Genomic DNA, 25347 nt, shown 5'->3' with positions numbered 1-25347 from the left:
TATACTACATGAATTTAGGGGTGCAAATTATATAACTATTTGTCCCCCTAACGTTTGTTGTTATCTTTGTGATGAAATGCTGTGACCGTCAAGTGAAATTGAACACTTTTTGCTAATTAATTTTGTACAGTTTGTTCCTAGAATATAGATGTACGGTTTTTCATACGGTAACTTTCACCACTTAGCTGGACTACTTCTGCTCGATGGACAATTCTGTCGAGTACAGCTGTAGTTATTGCTGGATCTCCAAGTAACTCTCCCCAATCACTAGGCCCCTTATTAGAAGTAAGGACGATTGAGGCTGAGTTGTATAAATCATTGATCAGGTGAAAGAATAGATTAGCTTCTCTCTGATCCATAGCCATAAACATTAGATCGTCTATAATAACTAGATTAGAATCACGCAATCTCTTTAATCTTATTTGCGATTTTCTAGTAATTTCTTCTGTTTTTAATACATGGATCAAGTCGCCCATAGAAATAAACATAACTTTGTAACCCTCAAGTATTGCTTGAATTCCTAATCCTACCGCCAGGTGAGTTTTACCCGTACCTGGCGGTCCTAATAAAATCAAATTATAAAGTTGATCAATCCAATTTAACTCAATTAATTGATTAAATTGACGTTTGCTCAGTGATGGTTGCTCTTTAAGAGTAAAATCTAAAAGTGTTTTGTTAAAAGGGAATGAAGCCCATTTCATCCTTCTTTCTATTACTTTGTCTTCTCTTCGTTTCTGTTCATAGCTCATTACCTCTTGTAAAAAAGATTGATATGACATATTACTTGTTTCTGCTTTTTTCAGGAACGATGGTAATTCATTAGCTGCTTCTGTTAAACGCAACGATCGTAATAAATCTTGCAATACCTTAGATTGAGTCATATTACTTTCCCTCCAATATACTTACATAGTCATTAATATTTCTTTGTGAAGGCTTTGCCTGAAGAATGTAAGTTTGTTCTGATCGGATAGGTTGTACAACTTGATCATTATCGTTCAGGGGGTGTACATGTTTCAATCGTTGGCGTTCAACGTGTTCAATCATATCTTTAAATTCTGATGCACTATATAAATTCATTTGTAAACAAGCGTTTAACGCTTCTTGAATAATATGATTCTCGTGCTGATCACATTGTTTAGAAACTAGTTGAAGTTGATCTCTAATATAACGTGGGTAAGATTTTCTTAACTCGTTTAAATACGATAGTGCCTTTTGTGATTCAGGAAATTTTTGAGACGGCTTCTATAAAGGAATCTATCCCTCTTGAACGATCCCTAGTGTGCACACGATCCTGAATTAATTTCCCACGTTCAAAGGAGTGTGCTTACCTAATATTTCTCCTGTTTCATTATTAATGATTGTTAGATTTGATTTATTAATAATCAAATCTACCTCTGTTCCATAAGGACTAAATGTTCCGAGAGGAACACTATATCGATTTGATTTATACAGAACTGTATTGTCCTTACGGACCACTCTTGTTATACTTGTTTTACAGTTTAGTTTTTGCTTTTCAGTGTTGGTAGCACTGAATTGCTCAAAGATCGGTCGTAAGTGTTGTTTTCAATATCAAACACTTCGATTGGTCTTTTTTTAGTTATATTATGAATTTTGCCGTTCCCGGTTCGTTTCAACCATGAGAGTGCCTGTTCATTCCAAGAATCAATATTTGAGTATACTCGGTACTTCGAAAAGTTTTTCTTAATGAAACCCACCACATTTTCAATTTTTCCTTTACTTTCAGGATCTGCTTTTCTACAAACATGTAATTGAAACCCTTTTACTTTACGATAAGATTCAAATTCAGCTGTTAAAAAATAAATCACTATCATATACTTATACTATAAGGCTATCTTGGTCATAAACAATTTCATATGGAATCCCACCGAAGTATTGGAATGATCTATCATGAGCTTCTGTTAGGTCCTTTGTTGTAAACGGGCGATCTAACCACCCATATACTTGTATCGGGAGTGTGAAAGAAGGAAAGCCACAAAATACATTTTAATATTCTTTCCATGTGAATTTTTTTGAATAGTTTCTCCGAAGTCAACTTGCACTTGTTGACCCATTGGAGGATCAGGCACAGCTTCATACTGCCTTTCTACCATTTCCTTTGGAATTTTGTATTCCTTTCGTAATTCCCTCACATAGCTTCGAACAGTGCTTTCACCTACGTCAAAATTTGGATACCTTTCAGAAATCCAATCATATACTTGAGCAGCTGAAATATCACCATGATCTCTCAACCAACTAAGAATTAAATCTTTATGTACATCTAGTTTTTTACTTCGATTTTGTGTTGAGGCAACCCAAATTGCCATTTCTTCTGGTGATTTTTCTAAGTAATTATTAAAGTACCTCTAGCAATCCCCAACTTCTTAGCGATTGTTGCTTTACTAAAACCTTGCTCTAATAATTGTTGAATTTGAATATACACTTTCCACTTATCCACCTTCCGCAACCTCCAGTAGAGTAAATGATTTATAAAATCTATCATATACCTTTCCGAAGGAAATTTGGTTAACAAGTGTTCAATTTTATCTAGCGAAAACTGTCTATTATAGATTAGCAGTTACAATTGCCTTTTTGCACTTGATTTAGAGTTGAAATACCATAAGTATTGTCCTCCACTATAATTTATTCTATGATCACCACGATAATCGTTGGAATAATTACCGTAATTCCATGTACCGGTGCGACCGTTCCTACTACTATTAATTGCACCATCGTCATTATCAAGAACTTGGTAAGGATAAGGACTGGCTGCGTTTACAGGATCAATGGTTGTTGGAAAAAACATAAATATTGGGACAAAAAGTATGATACTAGCTAATGAAAATTTGAAAATAGTATTCATTTTAACCACTCCTATTCAATTTAGAATAAATTCAGTTATTTGTTCAGGCCATATTGATCTTCTTATCACCATCCCTCTTATGATTATTGTATTTATCCAAATAATACCATAAACAATATAGTTGAAAGAAAAAAATTACTAAATTGGTACTAACTTCCTACTAGTATTTATTATCCTCGTTACACTCCATGCTAGAAATGGACCTAAGGATTCGAATTTTTGGTTATTGGTCAAACTGAACCCAACGGATTTTAGGGTGATGTGATAGAATTAGGTCGCCAAAACGCTTTTGTAATAAATACGAGGATATAACTTGGAAAGATACTTTATCAATGATGGTGAAATTGTTATTCGTGTAACCGAGTGGGGAAGCACTCAAAAATCCTGTGATTTTTTGTTTGCATGGATTAGGTAGTACAAGCCTTAGTTTTATTGAAATTGAAGAAGAGTTAAAGAATGAATATAGAATTGTCAGTATAGATGCACCCGGTCATGGGAAAACAGGCATGTTCCAAAGTGGAAAAAGTTATGAAATGCCATCCTTGGCAAATTGGATAGATAAGATTATAAATTTGCTAAACATTAAAACGTTTTACTTTTTATCGCACTCATGGGGTAGCTATGTTTCTTTATTTTATTTACTAAAACATTCAGACAAAGTGATTGGTACAATCCTAATTGATGGTGGTTATCAGACGAAGAAGCGGAGCTTCTAGAAAGGGATTTTGAAGAATATGTAGAGACTTGGGATGAGTTTTTGGATGTCGCGGTGTATGGAGATTCCCGAAGATCCCCATTATTAGATAGTGCAGCAAAAGATTTAGCCCTTAAAAAGGACGGAAAGTATTACTGGCATGCTAGAGGAATAACGGCTAGCAACATTATCAGAGGTATGCACAAAAATGAAACAGAGGATATCTACGAGAGCCTTCCTTCTTTATTACTCAGAGCTACTCTACCAAAATCAGAAGAGGAATATAGGGAATTGACAGCTAGCATTTTTCAACAAAAAACAGGAGCAACCGTAAAACTAATCCATCACACTTCGCACATGTTACAATGGGACAATCCAGAGGTAGTTATCAGAGAAATAAGAGAAAGATGGTAGTAAGCTTCTTCAACTAGAGCGCTATTTTGTTATATAGAATTACTAGATTTTTTACATTTACTAAGGAAATAAATTATTTCTAATTGTGCGGGAAAAAACCAACCATTTAATATCTTTTGGTATGATTTTAGTATGAAAATTAATGAAATTGTGTTGAGTTTACTTTTCAGAAGTAAATCATTTGGTCGCGAAAGTAAGAAAAAATGGTACGAGGTGAACTTAATGAAGGCAGATAGTAAGACATATAAAATAAAAACAATGGACGGTTACACACCTCAAATAGGACATTTGGTTTCAATGATGGATTATGCGAGATATACAACTCTAGATGCTGTCAAAGGATTAACGACGGAACAGTTGGATTATATACCAAACAAAGATGGTAATTCAATAGGGGCGTTATTATTACATATGGCTGCTGTAGAATTTGGATTTCAAATTGAGCTTTTTGATAAAAGAAAGCCTAATAAACAAGAAATCGAAGCATGGGGAGCAGCTTATCAAATTGGAGATAAAGGGAGAAAAACAATTAAAGGATACCCCTTGGAATTCTACATAAACAAATTAGAAGAGGTAAGATATAGAACACTGGAGGAATTTAAGAAGAGAACGGATGAATGGTTATATGAAGAAGCATTATGGGATAACAATGTATCAAATAATTACTTTATCTGGTTTCATACCTTTGAAGATGAGATAAATCATCGGGGACAAATTAGAATAATAAAGAAAATGTTACCTACTAGCATATAAATTATATATGGCTTCTTTGTTTATCCACTATATTGGATAGCGTAATTAGACAAGCGTGACTAATACATAAGATCATTTGCTGCACAGACAACCGTACGGTTATAAATACAGCTCATTAAATAGACAATCCCTATTTTAGGATGATTGTTTTTGTCTTACTTCATCTATAGTTATACTATCCCCAAAACGTGGAAAACAAGCCCAGTAATTCATTGGCTTTTTATAAGATTCTAGTATGAAATTTAGATTTATTGTGATGTTCTTCACTTAAACTCAACGTGCAGGCTTGTTTAGATAGATAGGTTACTTCAAAAGGATATTTAAAAAGAAAAGGAGAAAAAATATGGTGAAAATTATGAAGGCTAATGAAAGCCATGTGGAAGGAATTTCAAGCGTATGTATTAGGGGATATTGGGCGACATATGGGGAAACACACTCAAAAGAATGGATTGAAAGAGTGATAGAAGAATTTTATAATCACGAGAGAATTTTAAGAGAAGTAACAGAATTTAATCGTGATTGGGGTGGATATTTTGTAGCCGTTGAGAACGGAAAAGTAGTTGGTGCGGCTGGCGGGGGAATGATAGGTGAAGAGGTCGGAGAATTATTCGTTATATACATTGATCCTATAAGAAGAAATGAAGGGATTGGCACGAAACTATTAGATGCTGTTACGAAACAACAGAAAGAAGAGTATGGAGCCAAAGAGCAATGGGTGTCTGTTCAAAAAGGAAATATGAAAGGAATTCCATTTTATGAAGCCAAAGGTTTCAAATTTCAATATGAAAACGTTCCAGAAGAATATCCAACGTATATTAAATTAAGACATTCTAGAAAGATATGAAGTCATTTTTCATTGAACTATCGAACTGTATAGCACAGATAAGAATATAAAAGGAGGCAAAAATCATAAATAAAGATTTGAAATATCAGGTCAGTATTGGTTTTCGTACTTTATTTTCTTCAATCACTTTTTTCTATGGACATGTAACGATTTTGTTACTAGCTTTGATACCATCGTTAATTCGTGCGTACCAAATGCTACAAAATTTAGATACACCTCTCATTTTGGAATTGGTTGTTGAATCCACTAGAATCATTATGTTTGTATTAATGGTCCCTTTGTTGGAAAAAAGAGAATATGCGGTAATTAAACAAAAGACATTTTGGGATGAATTACTGGCAAGTGCATCGTTAAAATTGAAAAATAATTTCCCTCATATTTTCATTGCACAATTAGTTATTTATATTTTGATATTAGCTGTATTGGGAAATGTTCTTATTAGAATCTTAGTAAATAGTTCTTTTTTGTATATTATTGAGTTATTTAGCCTAGACGGGTATGCTGAAAGTGCTGTGTATCATGCATATCTATATTTTTTAAAGAATATTAGTATAATACCTCTAACTATGGTTTTTGTGTTAAAGGTAATTGGAGTAGGGCAAAGTATTAGAAGATAAATATCAACTGCAAATATTACATTGGTTATACCGATATATTTGTAATAATGACGATATGGTGGGGGATAAATCATTAGCGCTTTGATTTGAAAAAATAAAGAAAAGATTATTCTCCTCGTAGGACGATGTATAACAATTTGCGAAAGAGTGTCTGTACAGGAGTAACGGAATACGTGTTGCACAGTACAAATCTACTGGTAATTAAGTACAAGGCATTAAGGACGATCACTCAATTAGGGTGATCGTTTTGTCGTTACTTATTAGTAAGTTTACAATCACTTTTGGATTAGATGGGCGATTTTTTTGCCCATACCCTTTATAGGGAAAATGGATATTCGGATGTGGAACCTGCAGTTCAGGATTTCACCGTCTGTACAGCTACGGACGAGGAGATAGTATTTAATCATTACTATAATTTCAGATAAACTTAAAACAATAATGTTTTAGTTAAATCATTAAAGCTTGATAATCAATCCTAAAAACGTCCATTGTGTACTTCGTTTAAGGTAGGGTTAGTCTATGATACATTTAAACTAAATGTATCAAAACAAAATTTGGTTTTGCAAGGCAAGTGTACAAGGAACAGTAAGATTGGAATTGATTTGTTCGAAATATTTCTTAAAATGGGGTGTGATTTATGTTTGATAATGATGTTACAGCAAATCTGAAAATTAAGTACCCGATTATACAAGCACCTATGGCTGGAGGAGTGACGACATCTAAATTAGTAGCTGAGGTTTCTAATTCCGGAGCTTTAGGAATGATTGGAGCGGGCTACATGACAGCTAATCAGATTCGAGAGCAGGCCAGAGAAATAAAAAAGCTAACGTCCCAATTTTTTGGGGTGAATTTATTTGTTCCTAACGAATTTTATGTCACAGATTATGAAATAAAAACTGCTAATCAATTACTAAAACCTATTCGCGAACAATTGCATTTACAGGATAAAGAAGACATAGAAATTCCCAAATTTAAAAAAGCGTTTGAAACATTCCACAACCAAGTAAAGGTCATAATTGAAGAAAAGATTCCAGTTTGTTCCTTTACATTCGGTATTCCTTCAATAGAGATAATTCATGAATTAAAACAGCATGGAATTATAATATTGGGAACAGCCACAACCGTCAAAGAAGCAATGGAAATTGAAAAGAGTGGAATGGATATGATTGTCGTTCAGGGAAGCGAAGCAGGTGGACATCGGGGCAATTTTTTAGAAGACCATCAAGAAAGTCAAATTGGTCTATTTTCACTTATACCACAAGTTGTTGACAATGTAAGTATTCCTGTAATTTCTGCTGGAGGAATTATGGATGGAAGAGGATTAACGGCTTCTCTTTGCTTAGGAGCTAAAGGGGTACAAATGGGTACAGCTTTTTTAACTTGTATTGAAAGTGGAGCAAGCGAGATTCATAAAGAAGAAGTTCTCCATACACCTGAGGATCAGACAATTATGACACGTTCTTTCTCTGGAAAGTGGGCAAGAGGAATAAAAAATAGATTTATTTTAGATATGCAGAAAAGTGAAGAATCCCTACCAAAATTCCCCGTACAAAACTCGCTAACCAAAGGGATTAGAAAAGCCGCTACTTTACAAAATAACCGCGAATATATGTCTCTTTGGTCAGGGCAAAGTCCAAGGTTAGCTAAAAAACAAACGGTTAAATCTCTACTAGAAAGTGTCGTTGAGGAATCAAAAAGAATTTTCGGTAATAAATAAGAAAACACATCCTAGAATGCCCTATACATATAAAAAATACATTAGACATACCTAATGTGTTTTTTACAGTTCATACTTATTAATTTTTTCAATAAAGGAGGATAAAGCTTTATTAGTTGCTAAATCCTTGCGTCTAACAAGGTGTGTCTCCATAGGTCGATATTCTTCTGGCAGGGGAGTTAAGTTGTATTCCTTTTCTCGGGTTTTCCTCATTACAGTCTAACCATTTTTGTGATTAATAGAATTTAATACATATTTTGGAAAAATAATGCTACACTTAAGTTATCTAAAATCACGTGTAGCATTTTTTCTTGTTCAACGAAGTTGGAATGCGGAAGCAAGTGAGCTTTTGGAATTTATCTTTAGACTTATCATTGGGGTGTTGTTTTTAGTATTTGGATTTATTTGACTGGTTAAAAGGAAGCTAATATGGTTCGTGAATTTTGTTTTGATAGTGATAGGAGTTGCCTTTCCGGTTTACGCTTTTTCGACTTTATTTGGACTAACCTAATGGTACGGTGCAAATAGGTAATGTCTAAGATTACTATGTTAGGAAGGGAAGATGAAGACGCTTTGAGTAAAAATATTGCACTATTAGATCTTATTTTTTATGTGATTTTACCTTTAATTTGTTGGAATGGTTTGCGTGAATTTATTGGTGATTATTATGCAATGCTGACTTCTTCTGTGCCAGCTATCCTGTACAGCTTATATCGCTTTTATGAAGTGAAAAAAATCAATATAACTGGGTTATACATAATTTTTACATTGATAATTGGCACTCTCATAGATGTATTAGCAGGTTCTTCTATTCAGCTGCTTTGGAACAATGTTTATTTTAGTATAGTGATTTGCGTTTTTTTCTTATTGACCATTCTTGTAAGGAGACCAATGGCCTTATATTTTGGTTTGGATTTTGTAGAGTTGCGAGGTCAGGATCGTACATTTAGTAAGCATCTTTTTTATCAAAAATCAGTTTTGCGTATTTTCCAGATAGTAACTTTGTTGTTTGCAATTAGAAGTGGTCTTATAGCAACGATAAAAGCATGGCTAATAGTAGAATATGGCGTGGAAGCTTTTGATAAAGGAGTTCTCATAAGACAAATAATAAGTTGGGGAATCACCGGATTTATAGTCATCAGTTACTACTACATAGGGAAGATAATAAATGATAATCCTACTTTAGTAAATCAAGTTGAAAAAGAGTTATATGGAGAGTCTGAAAAGATTGGAAAAGAACTATAACAAGCTAATATTTTTAAAATGGAACTTCCCAATGTGTGGAGGTTCCATTTTTTTAATATTTAATAGAGCCTAATGTAAACTAAAACAACAATAATATGCCAATAATTAATAATAATTTATTGATTAACAATAAAAAGTGTATTAAAATCAACATTATAGAAATACAATATAAGGAAAAAAAGATTTTTGGAACAAAAAATTCTGAAACGGAGTGGTCATCATGGGATTTTCCATAATATTTTTATTGATGATAGGTGTTATTGCCATTACGTCCTTCGTTATTCCTTTTATAGTTTTTAGAAAAAATGAGGAAGGAAAATCACCTCGAATCATTTCTTATGTCGTAGTAGCGTTGTTGGTTTTGCATTGGTTATTTTTCTTAACTGGCGGTTACACTTTACTTCCAACGAATATTGCAGATGCCATTTTTATGCCTGTATGGTTCGTGCTATGTGCAGCAGGATATTTCACCGCTATATATAAATTTAAAAACAACAAAAGGTTTGCCATCCCAGTTGCTGGACTGACAACAATCAGTTTATTATGTAGCATTTTCATTAACGGAATATCGAACATGTAAAGCTTACTTTTATTCAAAATACGGCTCGGGTTATTTTTCGATGTAACGCTAAGGGGGACAATATGAAAAAGAAACTACTATGGTTAGGTGTGTGTTTGTTATTTTTCCTCATACTATCTATTTTTGGACCCTATAACATGTGGAAAGAATTTAATGAAGACACGGCTCTCAAGCAATTAATTTCAGAGGATAATACCTTCCAGGGACTTGAAGTAATGGAGACAGACTACTTTGGTTCGGATACGTATTTAATCCAGACGAAAGAAGACGATGGAGAAATAAGAAATTTTATAGTGATGAACTACCACTCTTCGGTTATGAACGGACATTGGAAGGTATTTGAGCAAACATCGAATGGATATTATTATTGATAGTAGGCTTTTAGAATGATCTTTATTATGTTAATAATGCAGATTACTTCAACAAGCTAAACAATGGCTCAGTTCACGATACTGAGCCATTTTATGTTTTTTCAAATTAATGCCTATTAAGCCTGTATTTTTGCGATAGATGAAGGAACCCGTTATGAAATGAATGACAACCATTTTTTATTTTCCTATAAAAAAATGGAACCTTTCCTAATTGAAATACATCTTACTTTCGAGAGACAAAAAACAACAAAATGATAAGGAGGGGGATTCTTGAATAAGAAGGAAGTTCTAGAAGTATGGATAGATGATTATACCAACCGTCTTGTTAGACTTGCCTATTCCTACATAAAAGATTGGCAAAAAGCAGAAGACCAAGTGCAAGAAGCATTGGTTGTATAAGTGGTCGATTTCCTTAATATACCCCCTTTTCGATTTCCGAAAGCGATTGTAACAGCTATTAAAACACCTCGTTTTCTATCATTCTGTAAAACTGTAAAGCTGTATTTATGTATTCCTGTACAAAGTATTCTACACTTACTCTAAAAATCTTTATAGAAAATCGCTGTACCTACAGAATATACACGAATACATAAATCAAGCAAATTGTATTCCAATGATGTTTCATGCGGAATCGTCTACTGTGCTTTTTAGAGAATCATTTAAGGAATGTTCTCCTGTCCTCTGTTGTTTTACTATATATGATTAATTTTGATAATTTCTTAACTTACAATAAACTTTCTTATATTCAGGAAAGTTACTCACCAAATTATCGATAAATGGGGACCGAAAGGCACACAATTCCCAATAAAATTATATCCATTTTTTGTTAAAATTAATATAGACATATACAACCCAAGATCTCCTTCAGAATTTTTGCATGGGGGGTATAGACGAGAATTATTATTCTTCCTTTTTAGAAGAATAAATGAATGAGTATCAAAGAATAAAACATTAGTAAACTATATTAGGAGGAGATTATTTTGAAAAAGATTTTTGTGTTAACTTTAACAATTATTTTAGCAATCTCAACAATACTACCATCTGTGTCACAGGCAGAAGTAGGGACAAAAGTAAAGCAGCCAACAGTATCGGGAAAAGTCATTTCTAAACAAAATATAAAACTAGATAAAGAAATTATAAGCATCGCAGATAAATACATAAGCATTAAAAATAATAATTTTAAAATAACAAATTATAAAAAACTAAAAGAACAGATTACAAAAGAAAATCTTCACTTGGTTAAAAAGCAATTGCATGAAGTTAATAAGATGATAAAGTCATATGAAAAAGTAGAAAAAAAAGATAATGATACCTTACAATTTAAAATGACTGACAGAGAACTTAAGGCAAAGGTAGAAAAATCGGGTTATGAGTATGATTTGAATGTGGGAAATGATGGCATTCAACTGTTCTCACATAATAACGGCATAAATAAAGTAGATTGGCACTGGTGGGGAGCAGAGATCTGGTTAAGTAAAACAACTGTCGCAAATATAATAAATGGAGGCATAACTGGAGGAACCGCTATTTTAGGTTGGTTAATTCCTGGATTGGGACATGCTCTACTTATTGCAGCACAAGGTTTTATTGTAGGCTTATTTGTTAGTGAAAATGCAAGAGCAATCAAATTCAATATTTCCTGGAATACTTATATTTGGGGATTTGAATATCAGTAAGGAGTTACTTTAAATGAGTTTTAAAAAACGATTAATAATTGCTATTTGCTTTTTGGGAGTTTCTTTAGCTTTTATATTTTGGAATTTTAAACCAAGTGTACTCCAATCTTTATTGCTTATTATTTCAGCAATGTGCGCAAGTTTCATTTTAAAGTGGGATAGAAATGGTAACGAAGAAAACAGGTAATATTGAAAAACGAAATGTCGTAGTAGAGACATTTCGTTTTTTATTCTATTATTCCAGAATGTAACATTTAATAAAAAACGGCTCTATTATATATGTTGGGGTATAAAAAATAAGCATAATAAAACACGCAAGCTTCTATATCCGAATTGACGAGAAACAAATCAAAGGTATAGGAGGTGCGTGTATATGCAGTTTAGCATGAAATTACCTGGGTTAGAAAGTGTTATAGTCACTAAGATGGAAGAGCTAGAGGGGAAATATTGCTTACACGTAAGGCTACCAGTTAAGAAGCGCCGTTGTCCTGCTTGTGGGGAGAATACAAGCCGTACCCATAAAACTACAATACTTAAAAATCTTTGAAAGAACGTATCGAAAGCGAAGATATATGTGCACTTGTGGAAAGAGATTTCCTGAGAAGTATCAAGCTGTAGAGCGATATCAAAAACATTAAATAGAATGGAATCAAGCCCAGGGCTTCGTGTTATTCAAGGGAAAAACTTTAAAGATACTGCGGGACAGTTCAGAACTTCTCAAACAACAGCTATACGTAGATTTGATCAATTGGCAGCTACTAGTCTAAAAGAAGTCGACACATTACCTCCAGTAATAGCTATGGATGAATATAAAGGAGATACTGCAGAAGGGAAACCGCTGATGAGGAAATAGGGGTCCCCCTTGACCAAACCGTACTTTTAGGATTCAGCACACATATAGAGGTCTTTTCTAACTAATAAACATGGAGGCGATTGCGAAATAAAAGCAGTCGCTTTTTTATTTGTCTAGGAAATTATAAAAGTCGGTAGTTGTGGATAACTTTATGCTAAAATCTACTTATCATTTACGAGGAGAAAAAGATGAGTAAAGGTTCTGGAGTTATTAAACAAATATTAAAAGATCACTTTGCAGGTTTTTGGGAATTACATTCTACTCATTTTCCCGAATCTTATGGTAGTCATATTAAAGAAACAGTAGAAAAAACGATTAGATGTGGTACTGCTGATTTAGGGTATGCTCGATATGAATGTCTAGGATGTGAAGGGAAACCTATGCCTAAATTTGTTTGTTTCACTTGAAAGTAGGCTTTGTCATCGATGCGGAAAAAAGTACATTGATGATTGGTCAGATAAACAACAGGAAATGATCTTCAATGTAACTCATCGCCATATGGTATTCACCATTCCTCAAGAGATAAGAAAAGTATTTTATGACGATCGTAAAAAATTTAATGAATTGAGTAAACAAGTTTCTGAAGTTTTTCAATTCCATAATTATCGGAAAAGTAAAAAGCGAGGATTCCGTTCAGGAATCATTACAGTAATACATACATTTGGTAGAGATTTAAAGTTTAACCCACATATACATGCATTAGTTACTGAAGGTGCATTAGATAACAATAATGAGTGGGTGAACAACGGATATATTCCATATGAGTATTTGAGAAAATCATGGCAGAAAGTAGTATTAGATTTATTGAAAGAGTGGTTTCCTAATAAACAAAAAGTAATTAACCTTATAAATGAGGTATATAAAAGATACCCCCATGGTTTTTATGTGAATGCTGAGAAAAAAATGACAAACGCTAAAGCAGTGGCTAAATATATTGGAAGATACATGGCTCGTCCAGCTATCGCAGAATATCGAATAGAAGATTACGACGGTAAGAGTGTTCATTACTGGTATGAAGATCATAAAACGGGTAAACGAGTGGACAAGAGAATTCCTGTGTATAGATTCCTATTTGAAATACTTCAACACGTACCACCAAAACATTTTCGTATGGTAGGAAGGTTTGGATTGTATAGTAGAAGGTCTCATCATAAGGCACAACAAATATTGAGTTTGCATGCATTTATAAGAACGAAACAGATAGAGTTGCTTTTAGAGAAAAAAACTAAAAAGAAAACGTATCGACAACGAATGATTGAATCCTTTGAAAAGGATCCATTTGAATGCCCTTATTGCCATCGAAAGATGGAGCTTGTAGGAATATGGAACTCTGATTACGGTTGGCTGTATCACTATATGGAGGATATAGAGATGGAAAGAAGGAGGACATACGGAATTGGCAAACCAAAAAAGGCAGGATAGTCTATCAGAAGAATTTGATGATTGGTTGGACGAAGAGGATCCATTTGGATTAAATGAAGAGATAAAAATTGTTATATTTAAGTGTCTAGATTGTAAGGGAACTGATGAAGTACCAGAGTACATCATCGGTGAATTTAGTGTAGACAAAAATAATAGTGAGGAAGTCGAATTACATTGTCCTCACTGTAATGGCACTATGATTGAAGCGAGAAAAAATCCCAAGTAATTAGTTATTACTTGGGACGTAATTTAGTCGCGTTAGCGATTTTGTTCCATAGTAATGGGTGTCCCGTTCTTTACAAGAAAATTAATCTTCGCTATACTTACAAATGATTAATCAATCAGTCGTACGTATAGTAGGTGAGCATATGCCTTTATCAGAAGAACAAAAATTAAATATGAAGAAAAGAAGGGAAACGATTCTCGAGGTAGCGACAACTCTTTTTGCTACGGAAGGGTATGAGGGGACAACGATTAAAAAGGTTTCCGAAGCGGCTAACATTAGTTATGGCAGTGTTTTTACTTATTTTAAGGAGAAAGAGGAACTTTTTCGTACAGTCGTGTTAGAGCCGCTGGATAAATATGCCGAAGTATTATTTGACTTTAATGCAGACGCGGATGATCCAATGAAAGAAATAGAAAAAATGATCAACACACACATTCATCTTTTTGCCGGAATGAATACCTATTTAACACTTGTTGTTCAAGTGATTGGGCAACACAATAAGTTTCCTGAAATATTTAGTGAACTGGATCAATTTCATAATAAACTACTGGATAAAGTTAGTCAGCTTGTAAAGAATGGACAGAGCAAAGGAGTGTTCATTGAACAAGAGCCATTTACAGTAGCCGCCTTATATACGAGCCTATTAATCGGGGTCCGTTTAAATACGACAGATACAAGGCTAGATGAAATTTGGGATAGTTATATTTCATCGATATTGAATTTATTTGGACCTATTTATAAATAGGTTTTCTTTTTACACTATTAACGATTGATTAATCAATCGTTAATGGAGGGGTGAAAAATGATATTTAAGTCCTTTGATAAAACCATTCAACTTCGCTTAATGCTGATGTTTATTACTTCAACATCCACAGCGGCTGTACTCCCTTATTCAATCATATATTTTTCGAAACAAGTTGGAAATTTCATCACAGGTATTTTATTTTTAATCGTCATGAGCGCTAATGTATTGGGTTTGGTGCTAGGTGGCTATGTCTCTGACAAAATTGGCAGGAAGAAGATTATTCTAATTTCTGAGTTAATTATCTTTGTTGGGTATATCGGTGTCGCCTTTACGAACTCCATCTGGGGAGTGTTTCCTTATGTCACATTTGTGTTCTTTATTTTGATTCTGTTTAGTAACGGCGCAGGAACTCCTGTTTATCAAGCTTTAATTATTGATAGGAGTACTCCAGAAGAAAGAAAGTCTATTTACACCTATTCCTATTGGATACGCAATATTGGTTTTGCTATTGGTAGTATGATAGGGGCCTTTTTATTCTTTGACTATCCTTTTTATTTGTTTCTAGGTGTTGGTGTTACGACATTATTCTCGTTCTTCATCACGTATCTATTTATTAAAGAAACTTACGTACCGGTTCAACAGAGTAATAATCCAATAGGAAGAGAATCCTTCCAAATAGTAAAATCTTATACAAAAATTATGAGTCATAGGGTTTTTGTCATCTTTTCCTTTGCAAGTCTTCTGTTTATTTCAGTTGAAGAGCAGTTAACGAATTACATCGGTGTACGTTTGGCAAAGGTGATATCTGCTCCTATTCCATTTGTTTCATTTCTACCATTTGAAGTCGATGGAGTGAATCTTATAGGTATATTGAAATCAGAGAACACGATTCTTGTAGTCTGCTTTACAATGCTGTTGACAGGCTTTATTAGGAAAAGGAAGGATCGACATGTATTATTAATAGGTTTGTTTTTGTTCTTTGCTGGATATGCGATTATCAGTATTAGCCAATCGCCAATCATACTTGTTTTAGCTATGTTTTTTGCTTCGATGGGTGAAATTATGTATATTCCGGTTTCACAAGCAATGCTCTCCAACATGGTTCCTGATCATGCTCGTAGCACATATATGGCATTCTACTCAATTACAGCCATTCTTGGGGTTAGTTCAGCAGGGATATTTATGATGATAAGTAGTTGGTTACCACCTTTTGTTTTAACTTTTTTAATAGGAATAATGGGTGCTGCGAGTATAACGTTATTTAATTATCTAATTAAAACACAAAGTGATCAGCCAAATTGATTATCTTGTTTTATTCTAAATCTATGGGGAATACAAATATACATTTCACTATTGTGATACCCATCTAATTAGATTATAATCTAATTAGATGACCTTTGGGGGTGCCTTTCATGCAGCTAGATAGGATAGTGAATTTTCATAAAACAATTGGAGATAAAACAAGAATAAAAATTATCGCTTTATTACAGGGTGGACCCTTACACGGGCAAGCTCTGGCTGGGAAATTAGGATTGACACCACCTACTATTTCTTATCACATTACGAAGCTACGAGAAATTGATGTTATTTTTCAGCGTCGTGATAAGAATACAATCTATTTTCATTTAAATGAGAAAAAACTTCAATCGATGGCCACTGCGATTTTACAGATTAGAGGTGAGGACATGGAAGCATTTCATATGTCAAAAGATGAGAAATACAACATCATTACTAATTTCTTTGATGATAATGGTAAACTAAAAAATCTGCCTGCCCAACGCAAGAAAAAGCTCGTAGTACTAGAACATCTTATGAAAGGTTTAAAAATAGGCCGTACGTATCAGGAAAAAGAAATCAATGAATATATTAAACAGTTCCATGATGATTATGCAACGATACGACGCGAGTTCATCATGTGTCATTTCATGAATAGACAAGATGGAGAGTATGAGTTGAATCCGAAGGAAATGTGGTTGATTTGAGTATAACCTGTTTTAGTACAGTCAGGACCTTGACTTCTTGTTATCAAATAAGTCAAGGCTTTTTCTTGTTAATCTAATTAGATGACTATCGAATTTGGTGGTGATTAAATGAATAACTGGAAAGCGTGGAAGCAGGAGAAAAGCTATCAAAAGTTGTTTTGGGCCGGTACTGCAAGTGGAATAGGAAATAGATTTGCACAAGTTGCAACTCTTACATTACTCTATCAACTAACAGGCTCAGGCTCTGCAATTGGACTTTACTTTGCCATACGCCTCATACCATTTTTAGTTATGGCACCTTTGGGTGGAATGCTTGCGGATCGATTTTCAAAGAAGAAATTATTAATTACGATGGATGTGATTCGAGCTCCATTTGCTCTGGCTCCTATTTTCGTGCATGATTCCGAGCAATTGTGGATTATATTTATGAGCGTATTTTGTCTAGCGTTAGGAGAGGCTTTATATGCCCCAATCAGAATGGCATCGATACCTGCAATGGTGAAACAGGATAGATTATTGTATGTGAATGCAATCGAACAAATTATGGTAGGCGTTGTCCTTGTTTTCGGTTCAAGTTCTGGAGGAATTATTTCCTATTTATTTGGATTACATATCCCTTTTCTTTTAGATGGTATAAGTTTTCTAATAGCTGCATTGCTCCTATCCAAAATATCAATACCGGTAACAACCAAAGCTAAAGTGAACGTTAAGCAGCCAAAAACATCTACTCATAAAAAATCTGCACATAAGCTGATTATCGGCTCTTTTGCATTAATCGTCATTCTTTTTGTGGAATGGACTATGCCATTGGCTAACGGTATTGATAATGTGTTAATGAGTGTATATGCATTAGAGGTTTTTCAAACGGGAGATTTAGGTGTTGGGTTTATTTATGCTTTTTTAGGAATAGGGTTTGTTTTAAGTTCATTCCTTTCCAATCTACTGAAGCAAAAGTTAGTGACACTTACGGTTGTTTTTATTGCATTTGAGGGGATTGGACACCTGCTATTAAGTATTGCTCCATCGTTTATAGTAGCCCTGTTAACGGTATTATTTATTACGTTTGTAGGCGGAATAAGTAACATCTGCCTAACCACCATTACGATGAAAATCATACCGAAATCCATGCATGGTACTTTTTTCGGCTTGACTACCATGATAGCCAATACTACATTAGGAATTTCCATGGGAATAGTAGGAATTTTGCTGGAGGTTTTCGAACCAAGGTCCTTAAGCTTCCTTGTGGGGATTACGTATATGATCCTTACCATCCTATACGCCCTTTTATTTTTACAAGTTGATTTACTGCATGAGAAAAGGAAACTAAGAAGGAGCTTGTAGAAAGAAATGACGATACGATCCATTACTGGTTCGTGTATTTAGAAGTGATTGGTAGTACAATAACTCCAATAAAACTTAGTAGATTTAAGGTCCTATATCAGGTCCTATATCATGAGAGGATTTCACATATGAAAATTATCTTTAATCGCCCACAAATTGGTGTTACAACCAAAGAAATAACAATAGAAAGAGATGGAGAAAAAATAGGAGAAATGGCACGTTGGTTTCATTCACAGGAGGAAAGAATTTTAGGAAATCCAATTGATAATATTAATATAAAGGTCTCCTCTAGAGAAGAAAACTACAAAATAGAGAAAGAATCGGCAGCATTGGATCGTGGAGATCGCTGGAGCATATACAAAGATGAATTGGTCATAGCCGAAATGGCGATGGAAAAAAGGATAAAGAAAAAACACCGAATCCATGTAAAGCTTGACCAGTCCTCTGAACTCTCAATTCAAGCAACATGGAAAGGAAACGGAGTCATTACTATAAATGACAAACAGGTTGGGGAAACTAAATCTACTGGATTTTTGTTCCATTCGAAGATCGTAATGGAGACAGAAAACTTGGATAGCGTGATTGCACCCACTCTTTTTGCAGGTATTACCTATGTATTTTGGTTATCGAGTCGATTTTAATGAGGCAGTATAAAATGATTGCATTGAATAACAATTGGTTATTCCTTCGTTTGTCTATCTCGTTCATTTCTATTACTTTATCTTACTTCTTGTTTTTTATCTTTTTTTATATTGATTTATATTATGATCATTCAACGATCAAATATTATCGATTTCTATACATAGGAGTTGCATTGCTTGGATTTCCATATTATCCATTTTTCCTGCTTCCTACAAAAATGAAACCAGCCAATTAAAATATAGTGGCTTAATAGGACTAATTCTGTTACCTGTATTATTCTTTATGATACCGCGCTTTTTACCTGATGAATTTTGATGTTTTGAGCAGCGCAACCAATAGTTGCGCTTTAGTTGGTGGTAAGCAACCAGTGAAAATTATACGATGACAGTGACTTGAATGGAAGGGAATGTTGATTGATGTCATTAGGAATTAATATTAGAAATAAAAGAGTATCCTTGAAATTTTCACAAGAGTATGTGGCTGAAAAACTAAACGTTAGTAGACAAGCAGTCTCAAAATGGGAAACGGATCAATCAGAACCATCTACAAATAATCTAATAAAACTAGCTGAACTATTTAACTGTGAAGTCAATGAAATAATAGCACCTGAAACATGTATAAAGGACAAGAAGAGCGAGATAAGCAGGATGGAGCAAATGAATAAGGATAAAAAAATGCAATTATCAGCTTTCTATGGTCGAATTCTTACCTTAATATCCTTTCTAGGCGGAATTGGTGCCTATTCTGATCAAAGAGATTTAACGCTTAATTGGTATTGGGGATCACTATTTATTCTTGGGTTGGGCTTAATACTCTGGTCTTCAAGGGATTACTTTCATAGAAAATCTGGCCCCAAGAAAATAGTAATCCTTGACTTGCTTTTTAGTTTCACATTCTTTTTATATTTCCTCCTACCTTTTGCGAGAGGCATTAGCACTTTGTGTACATTAATGTGTGGAGCTTTGCTCTTGATTATCCTTAATAATAAATTTTTCCTACCAGTTTGGAGAACAACTGAAAACAAATTGTAATTCACTTTGTTAACAAAATACCCCCCTCATAAAAGACGATCACCGTTTTAAGGTGATCGTTTTGTCGTATTTTCTCTTTACTAGTTCACGATTTATTACAAAGTTATGGATTGTTATTCAGATATGTTCTTATTTAAACAGTAAGTATGATGAACCGTTCAAAGTTATAGGGGTGTTAGTTCTTCCTCTTGTTTAAGCTATTCAAATTTGATGTTAAAGGAATGTGGATCAAACCCATTGTCTTTTGCGACGTTTTGAACAATTTGTTTGATGTTTGATTTTTCTTCATCTTTAAGTTTCGTTGAACCACTAAATATTAATTGAATGTCCTCTAATGAAGAATATTGCATAACAGAGTACTCTGAAAACCCCTCGTTTTTTAAATGTTCTTTTATATCCATACTTACACCAGAATCCTCAATTTTCTCATGGGCTTCTTGTGCTATATGGGAATGTATCATTAACGGGATTTGTTTAACTAAAAAAAACGCTATAATAATAATTAACACAGAACAAACACCATATAACAAATATTTTTTCACTAAAAGACCCCCAATAATTTTAGTTATCAAAATAATATGACTTGGACCAATCCATCATTACATCTTATTTCGCAAACGCGAATTCTAGACTTGCATACAAACATTTTTGGCACTATTGATGATTTGATTAACAAATAGGAGGTAAACCAAAATTATTGGTTATTACTGCGATGGATGAAGGTGCTGATCAATGAAGGATTAGTACCTTTTCTGTTGAAGTAAATAGCAGGTTTGTCTACGACAGAATTTTTAAAAAGGGGTTAAGCAATGGAAAAGTGGGATCTATATGATAAGCATCGTAATAAAATAAAAAAACAAATAACTCGTGGAGACGAAATGACATCTGACGAATTTCATTTAGTAGTACACGTATGTATATTTAATTCAAAAGGAGAGATGCTCATTCAACAGCGTCAACCCTTTAAGCAAGGATGGCCGAACCTTTGGGACATCACTTGTGGTGGTAGTGCGATTGCAGGCGATACAAGTCAGCAGGCGGCTTCACGAGAGTTATTTGAGGAGTTGGGGATTCATTATAACTTTGAAAAGATACGTCCACATCTTACTATTAACTTTGAGCGTGGCTTTGATGACTACTATTTACTTAAATATGATTACGATTTGAAAGATTTGACATTGCAGACTGAAGAGGTAAAAGCAGTCAAATGGGCTTCTAAAGAGGAAATTTTAAAGCTCATCGAACTTGAAACATTTATACCCTATTATGAAAGTATCATTGCGTTTCTTTTTGAGGGTAGACATCATTATGGGTCTATTCGTCTTTAAATGTAACGTGCAAATAAACAAACTATATAAAAATCTTGTAAGAACACAACAGAAGGTGTTAATTGCATTGATTAATCATATAGAGAATTAGGTTTTAAAAAGTAAAATAGATTGTGACGTTTTATCTGTTTTCCTCTTTTGGTTTACTTTGAGGGTGTGGGAATACTTTTCCAATAGTAACGAAGGTTCGAAGTAATAATAGAATGTGAAATGACACACTTAAATTAAAGGGTACCAATGTTAAACAAGGGGATTCGTCTTTTTTGGTTGAAGTAACAAGGAAGAAAAGTTGAAAAGAATAAGTTTATAATATCTTTTAGTTTAGAAGAAAAAAGTAACGTTTGTGGAAGAGTTTCAATCCTTTCTTAACTATTAGGCAGAAATGTTGATAAGCTACTGGTCATTACTTTTAAGTATCTTTTCTATGCCTTTTTTCTTTGCGCTGATATATGGAATAATAAGAATCCATCCTGATTTTGGTGTTTTTCTTGTTGCGTTGTCTATTATTTTATCTTTGATTTTTGGTGTTTTTTCTCTTTTTAAAAATACGGAAAAAATTCCCTTGCAATTTTTGCAATATTAGTCTCCATAGGAAGTGGGGTATTTTTCATTTTCGCCTTACTGATGTCACAAATGGTAGAACCAACTGCATAAGATTGTAGATTGTTAAGGTTAAACTTTTCAACTAAAGGGTGCAAGAGTTAAACAAGAGGAACGTCAATCGGCGTTCCTTTTTTCTTGAAGCGACAACGTTTATTGGAATTTTATGTTAAAATCAATGTGAATAGTTGTAATTAAAATTATATGGGGAGATGTTTTGAGTGGATAAAGATCAACGTAAAATTTGGAATGAAAACCATAAAAAATTTAGAGAAATTCTGTTAAGTCCAGAAAAACATAATGAAGCAATCGAATTATTCTTATCATTGCATTCTTTTCTTCACTCTTCCTCAATTAGTAATTTGAATGTAACCTTAGCAGATGAATTAGTGAGTGACTTGGATGAAAAAGTATTTAGACAATATCCAGTTTCAAATCCTGATACTAGAAATTCTATTGCGTGGCATCTTTGGCATATTACCCGTATTGAAGATATGACGATGAATATATTAGTCATTGATAAACAACAAGTTCTTCATACTGCAAACTGGCTTGAGAAAATGAACATCTCTTTTCTTCATTCTGGAAATGATATGAGTGAAGAAGACATTGCTGTATTAAGCTCAAAAATTGATTTTAATTCATTATTAGAATATAGAGAAGCAGTCGGTAATCGTACACAAGAAATTATTTCTTTGGTAAGCCCTGAACAATTTAAGATGAAAGTTGAACCAAACAGAATTAAACGGTTATTTGATGAAAATGCAGTAATGTCAAAATCTAAATGGTTAGCTGAATACTGGAGCAAAAAAGACATTGCAGGTTTAATTCTGATGCCTGCTACAAGGCATATACTTCTACACTTAAATAAATGCATTCGTATAAAGGACAAACTCCATAAGAAGATGAGGAAATTGGGATAAGTGTGAGGATGACCTGATTTGTTAATGAGCTAACGAGAGCGAATTCTTACAAGGTATCCACCTTTCTATATAGAGGGAAGTTTAGTGCAACAAACAAAATTCTGTTAAGGTATCATTAGAGCGAAGATTCAAGGAGAATAAGAAGATGAACATTGAACAAAAACTTTACCAAGCAGCAATAGATTTGATAGAAAAAAGATACCCTTCCGGTTGGGGTGGTGCCGCAGCGATGTATACTGAAGATGATCAAATCTTAACAAGTGTATCACCAGACGTTATCAATGCTTCAACTGAATTATGTATTGAAACAGGTGCGATTCTTGAAGCACATAAACTTAATACTAGGGTCACACATACTGTTTGTGTTGTAAGGGAAGATGAAAATGCTGAATTTACAGTCTTAACTCCCTGTGGTGTATGTCAAGAAAGACTTTTTTACTGGGGAGAAAATGTAAAAGCCGCTGTAACTAATCCAAATGGTAAATTAGATTATAAAACATTAAAAGAAATACAACCTTATCATTGGTATAAAGCCTATGAAGAGTAATTTTAAATATTAACTAACGAGTGGCTTATCTGAAACAGTAGTATAGACTCGGATTTAATGGTTATTACATAGTAAAAATCATTAGGAGGAATAAATTTGGATATTGTTGGAATTGCAATCTTACTCATTGTTTTCTTTTCATCCAGTATTATTGAGAAAAAGCTAAAATCAATTGAAAAACAAAATAATCGTATAATACAAGTTTTAGAAGAAATAAGAGATAAAAAATAATGCTATCTTAAAGTGGAAAGATGGTCATTATAATTCAAATAGCGGGTACGATTGTGAAAAGCAGTCGGTCCTTTTAACAAAAGAAAGGTATTGACTATAAAAACTTAACAGTATAAACTGTTAACTGTAGAAGAGGTGTTGAAAATGAATAATATATTAAGTCCAGATGAACCCGAATATGTCATAGATGCAATCAATGCCTTTGAAAAGATTATGGTAAGTGATGATTTCAGTGTGTCGGAAAAAATCGCCCGGATTTCCCAAGGGGAAAATTTTGTGCTTAAAATTCTGCTTAAAAGTGAGAGACCTGTTTCGCCGACATATCTCAGTGAGACAATGAATACTACTAAGGGTCGCATATCATCTATTCTAAAAACCCTTGAGAAAAAGGGTAAGATTGAGCGAGAAATTGACAAAGAAAATCGCAGAAACATACTTGTCACTATTACAGATGCTGGAAAAGCACATATCATGTCAGAATTGAAATCCATGTACAACATGATGGTAGGTGCATTTAAAAGTCTTGGAGAAGAAGAAACCAAAGAAATAATAAGACTTATGCAAAAACTTATTTCTGCCATGTCTGAGAATAATAATTAGTGAGTATCTAATGCAGGGAAACCTGCATTTAAAAATACCTAATAGTTTACAGTGTAAAAAATAAATACTAAAAACAAAGGAGAATTATTATGTCAAATTTAAATGAAAACACAAATCGCCCAGGTGGAACTTATAGCCTTGGAGAAATTGAAGTAGCAAGAGTGGGCTATGGAACCATGCAGCTCCCCAAACTAAAAGAAGAAGCAGATGCAAAAGCTATTTTGAGAAAAGCTTATGAGCTTGGTGTAAATCATTTTGATACAGCAGATTTCTACGGAAACGGCATCGCTAATCGTTATCTTGCAGAGGAATTGGGCAATGAGAAGGATGCTGTATTTGTTACGAAAATCGGTGCAAAACCGACCAAAAGGGGACCTCTACCTATGCTTCCAGCTCAACGTCCAGAAGAATTGCGTCAGCACATACAGGATAACCTTAAAAGCCTGAAGACAGATCATCTGAATATTGTAAATTTCAGACGTATCGCACCTGGTACATTTCCTTTGAAACCAAGTCAAAAGATAAATTTTGATGATCAAATGGCAGAGTTGATTGCCATGAGAGACGAAGGATTATTCGGAGCAATAGGTTTAAGTTCAGTGAGTCTTGAAGAGCTTGAGAAGGCATTACCATCTGGAATTGTCTGTGTACAAAATCAATATAACCTTACTTCTCGCAGTCAGGAACCTGTTCTTGAATTGTGTAAAAAGGAAGGAATAGCATGGGTTCCATTTTTCCCTCTCGGAGGAGGACTGCCAGGTTCAGCAAAGGTCACTGCCGATCCTGTAGTACAAGAGGTCGCAAAAGAAATGGGTATTTCACCGGTGCAGGTTGGTTTAGCTTGGTTATTACAACACACTGATAATACTTTAATCATCCCGGGCACAACATCAATTAGTCATCTTGAGCAGAATATTGCTGTAGGCAGTATTCGCTTTAATGAAAAAACAATGAAGAGGCTGGATGCTGTCAAAGCAGCTAAAGGTTTGGGAGCCTTAGTCAATAAATTCATGAGTCGATAAGATAACAAAACGGGATTTAAACGGAAGGTTTACTTTAAAGATTTTTTACTATATGTCTCTTTCATAAATAAGTAGTGTGCGAA

31 protein-coding genes and 2 pseudogenes are annotated in these 25347 nt (G+C 33.9%); 28 read left to right on the top strand and 5 right to left on the bottom strand.

Annotated features, from left to right (window positions below; all coding sequences use genetic code 11):
* Window positions 1–137: 137 nt before the first annotated feature.
* The 4 genes from istB to FN924_RS16150 all read right to left on the bottom strand — a co-directional run bounded on the left by istB (window position 138) and on the right by FN924_RS16150 (window position 2860).
* On the bottom strand, window positions 138–881 hold the full coding sequence (istB, locus tag FN924_RS16160; protein WP_143896244.1) for an IS21-like element helper ATPase IstB: 744 nt from the start codon (window positions 879–881) through the stop codon (window positions 138–140).
* Between the two features lie 618 nt (window positions 882–1499).
* Window positions 1500–1826, bottom strand: coding sequence for a hypothetical protein (locus FN924_RS19450; RefSeq protein ID WP_228409489.1), 327 nt, complete (start codon window positions 1824–1826; stop codon window positions 1500–1502).
* Between the two features lie 120 nt (window positions 1827–1946).
* A complete protein-coding gene (locus FN924_RS19445; protein ID WP_228409488.1) occupies window positions 1947–2324 on the bottom strand; it encodes a hypothetical protein in 378 nt (125 codons plus the stop codon).
* A 251-nt stretch (window positions 2325–2575) separates the two neighbouring features.
* Window positions 2576–2860, bottom strand: a complete 285-nt coding sequence (locus FN924_RS16150; protein ID WP_143896242.1) for a hypothetical protein — start codon at window positions 2858–2860, stop codon at window positions 2576–2578.
* 313 nt (window positions 2861–3173) lie between these two features.
* Here FN924_RS16150 and FN924_RS16145 point away from each other — a divergent pair.
* The 22 genes and pseudogenes from FN924_RS16145 (at window position 3174) to FN924_RS16045 (ending at window position 20013) form a co-directional block, all read left to right on the top strand.
* Window positions 3174–3968, top strand: a pseudogene (locus tag FN924_RS16145) (alpha/beta fold hydrolase).
* Between the two features lie 222 nt (window positions 3969–4190).
* A complete protein-coding gene (locus FN924_RS16140; RefSeq protein WP_407691996.1) occupies window positions 4191–4721 on the top strand; it encodes a DinB family protein in 531 nt (176 codons plus the stop codon).
* Between the two features lie 343 nt (window positions 4722–5064).
* Window positions 5065–5565 carry a GNAT family N-acetyltransferase gene (locus FN924_RS16135; protein ID WP_143896240.1) on the top strand — a complete coding sequence of 167 codons (501 nt, stop codon included), beginning with the start codon at window positions 5065–5067 and terminating at the stop codon, window positions 5563–5565.
* 194 nt (window positions 5566–5759) lie between these two features.
* Window positions 5760–6182 (top strand): hypothetical protein, encoded by a 423-nt coding sequence (locus FN924_RS16130; protein WP_228409487.1) that lies wholly within the window; start codon window positions 5760–5762, stop codon window positions 6180–6182.
* A 637-nt stretch (window positions 6183–6819) separates the two neighbouring features.
* Window positions 6820–7899, top strand: a complete 1080-nt coding sequence (locus tag FN924_RS16125) for an NAD(P)H-dependent flavin oxidoreductase (protein WP_143896236.1) — start codon at window positions 6820–6822, stop codon at window positions 7897–7899.
* Window positions 7900–8430: 531 nt separating this feature from the next.
* A complete protein-coding gene (locus FN924_RS16120) occupies window positions 8431–9144 on the top strand; it encodes a VC0807 family protein (protein WP_228409486.1) in 714 nt (237 codons plus the stop codon).
* Window positions 9145–9364: 220 nt separating this feature from the next.
* Window positions 9365–9724, top strand: a complete 360-nt coding sequence (locus FN924_RS16115; RefSeq protein WP_143896234.1) for a hypothetical protein — start codon at window positions 9365–9367, stop codon at window positions 9722–9724.
* A 62-nt stretch (window positions 9725–9786) separates the two neighbouring features.
* The gene (locus FN924_RS16110) at window positions 9787–10095 is read left to right on the top strand and encodes a hypothetical protein (RefSeq protein WP_143896232.1); all 309 of its coding nucleotides are present in this window, start codon (window positions 9787–9789) and stop codon (window positions 10093–10095) included.
* Between the two features lie 270 nt (window positions 10096–10365).
* Entirely contained in the window at window positions 10366–10494 is a 129-nt protein-coding gene (locus FN924_RS16105) for a sigma factor (RefSeq protein WP_143896230.1), read from the top strand.
* 581 nt (window positions 10495–11075) lie between these two features.
* Window positions 11076–11771: a hypothetical protein gene (locus FN924_RS16100; protein ID WP_143896228.1), complete on the top strand. Its 696-nt coding sequence runs from the start codon at window positions 11076–11078 to the stop codon at window positions 11769–11771.
* Window positions 11772–11784: 13 nt separating this feature from the next.
* A complete protein-coding gene (locus FN924_RS18990; RefSeq protein ID WP_158634050.1) occupies window positions 11785–11958 on the top strand; it encodes a hypothetical protein in 174 nt (57 codons plus the stop codon).
* A 186-nt stretch (window positions 11959–12144) separates the two neighbouring features.
* A pseudogene (locus FN924_RS19440) lies at window positions 12145–12606 on the top strand (ISL3 family transposase); the annotation flags it as partial.
* A gap of 206 nt (window positions 12607–12812) precedes the next feature.
* The gene (locus FN924_RS16090; RefSeq protein ID WP_143896224.1) at window positions 12813–13031 is read left to right on the top strand and encodes a transposase zinc-binding domain-containing protein; all 219 of its coding nucleotides are present in this window, start codon (window positions 12813–12815) and stop codon (window positions 13029–13031) included.
* A complete protein-coding gene (locus FN924_RS16085; RefSeq protein WP_158634049.1) occupies window positions 13015–14046 on the top strand; it encodes an IS91 family transposase in 1032 nt (343 codons plus the stop codon). The genes FN924_RS16090 and FN924_RS16085 overlap by 17 nt, the downstream gene beginning before the upstream one ends.
* Window positions 14021–14272, top strand: coding sequence for a hypothetical protein (locus FN924_RS16080; protein ID WP_228409485.1), 252 nt, complete (start codon window positions 14021–14023; stop codon window positions 14270–14272). The genes FN924_RS16085 and FN924_RS16080 overlap by 26 nt, the downstream gene beginning before the upstream one ends.
* 142 nt (window positions 14273–14414) lie before the next feature.
* Window positions 14415–15017, top strand: coding sequence for a TetR/AcrR family transcriptional regulator (locus tag FN924_RS16075; RefSeq protein ID WP_143897257.1), 603 nt, complete (start codon window positions 14415–14417; stop codon window positions 15015–15017).
* 57 nt (window positions 15018–15074) lie between these two features.
* A complete protein-coding gene (locus tag FN924_RS16070) occupies window positions 15075–16319 on the top strand; it encodes an MFS transporter (RefSeq protein ID WP_143896220.1) in 1245 nt (414 codons plus the stop codon).
* A gap of 110 nt (window positions 16320–16429) precedes the next feature.
* Window positions 16430–16999 carry a DUF2087 domain-containing protein gene (locus FN924_RS16065; protein ID WP_143896218.1) on the top strand — a complete coding sequence of 190 codons (570 nt, stop codon included), beginning with the start codon at window positions 16430–16432 and terminating at the stop codon, window positions 16997–16999.
* Between the two features lie 108 nt (window positions 17000–17107).
* The gene (locus FN924_RS16060) at window positions 17108–18340 is read left to right on the top strand and encodes an MFS transporter (RefSeq protein ID WP_143896215.1); all 1233 of its coding nucleotides are present in this window, start codon (window positions 17108–17110) and stop codon (window positions 18338–18340) included.
* Window positions 18341–18468: 128 nt separating this feature from the next.
* On the top strand, window positions 18469–18981 hold the full coding sequence (locus FN924_RS16055; protein WP_143896213.1) for a tubby C-terminal domain-like protein: 513 nt from the start codon (window positions 18469–18471) through the stop codon (window positions 18979–18981).
* Window positions 18982–18995: 14 nt separating this feature from the next.
* Window positions 18996–19217 (top strand): hypothetical protein, encoded by a 222-nt coding sequence (locus FN924_RS16050; protein WP_143896211.1) that lies wholly within the window; start codon window positions 18996–18998, stop codon window positions 19215–19217.
* Between the two features lie 181 nt (window positions 19218–19398).
* Window positions 19399–20013, top strand: a complete 615-nt coding sequence (locus tag FN924_RS16045; protein WP_143896209.1) for a helix-turn-helix domain-containing protein — start codon at window positions 19399–19401, stop codon at window positions 20011–20013.
* A 197-nt stretch (window positions 20014–20210) separates the two neighbouring features.
* Here the strand turns inward: FN924_RS16045 and FN924_RS16040 are convergent, their stop codons facing one another.
* On the bottom strand, window positions 20211–20555 hold the full coding sequence (locus FN924_RS16040) for a hypothetical protein (RefSeq protein WP_143896206.1): 345 nt from the start codon (window positions 20553–20555) through the stop codon (window positions 20211–20213).
* A gap of 267 nt (window positions 20556–20822) precedes the next feature.
* On the opposite strand from FN924_RS16040, the gene FN924_RS16035 reads away from it, so the two are divergent.
* From FN924_RS16035 to FN924_RS16015, 6 genes are all read left to right on the top strand, one after another.
* Window positions 20823–21341, top strand: a complete 519-nt coding sequence (locus FN924_RS16035; RefSeq protein WP_143896204.1) for an NUDIX hydrolase — start codon at window positions 20823–20825, stop codon at window positions 21339–21341.
* Window positions 21342–22162: 821 nt separating this feature from the next.
* A complete protein-coding gene (locus FN924_RS16030) occupies window positions 22163–22864 on the top strand; it encodes a DinB family protein (protein WP_143896202.1) in 702 nt (233 codons plus the stop codon).
* Window positions 22865–23009: 145 nt separating this feature from the next.
* The gene (locus FN924_RS16025; protein WP_143896200.1) at window positions 23010–23411 is read left to right on the top strand and encodes a cytidine deaminase; all 402 of its coding nucleotides are present in this window, start codon (window positions 23010–23012) and stop codon (window positions 23409–23411) included.
* 96 nt (window positions 23412–23507) lie between these two features.
* Window positions 23508–23642: a hypothetical protein gene (locus tag FN924_RS19625; protein ID WP_267129000.1), complete on the top strand. Its 135-nt coding sequence runs from the start codon at window positions 23508–23510 to the stop codon at window positions 23640–23642.
* Window positions 23643–23786: 144 nt separating this feature from the next.
* Window positions 23787–24242, top strand: coding sequence for a MarR family winged helix-turn-helix transcriptional regulator (locus FN924_RS16020; RefSeq protein WP_143896198.1), 456 nt, complete (start codon window positions 23787–23789; stop codon window positions 24240–24242).
* An 89-nt stretch (window positions 24243–24331) separates the two neighbouring features.
* Complete coding sequence (locus tag FN924_RS16015; RefSeq protein WP_143896196.1) at window positions 24332–25264, top strand: aldo/keto reductase; 933 nt, start codon at window positions 24332–24334, stop codon at window positions 25262–25264.
* Window positions 25265–25347 lie beyond the last annotated feature (83 nt).

This window comes from Radiobacillus deserti (assembly GCF_007301515.1).
Taxonomy (GTDB): Bacteria; Bacillota; Bacilli; order Bacillales; family Amphibacillaceae; genus Radiobacillus; species Radiobacillus deserti.
The sequence above is the reverse complement of the archived record's forward strand: the minus strand, read 5'-3'. Positions and strand labels throughout refer to the sequence as shown.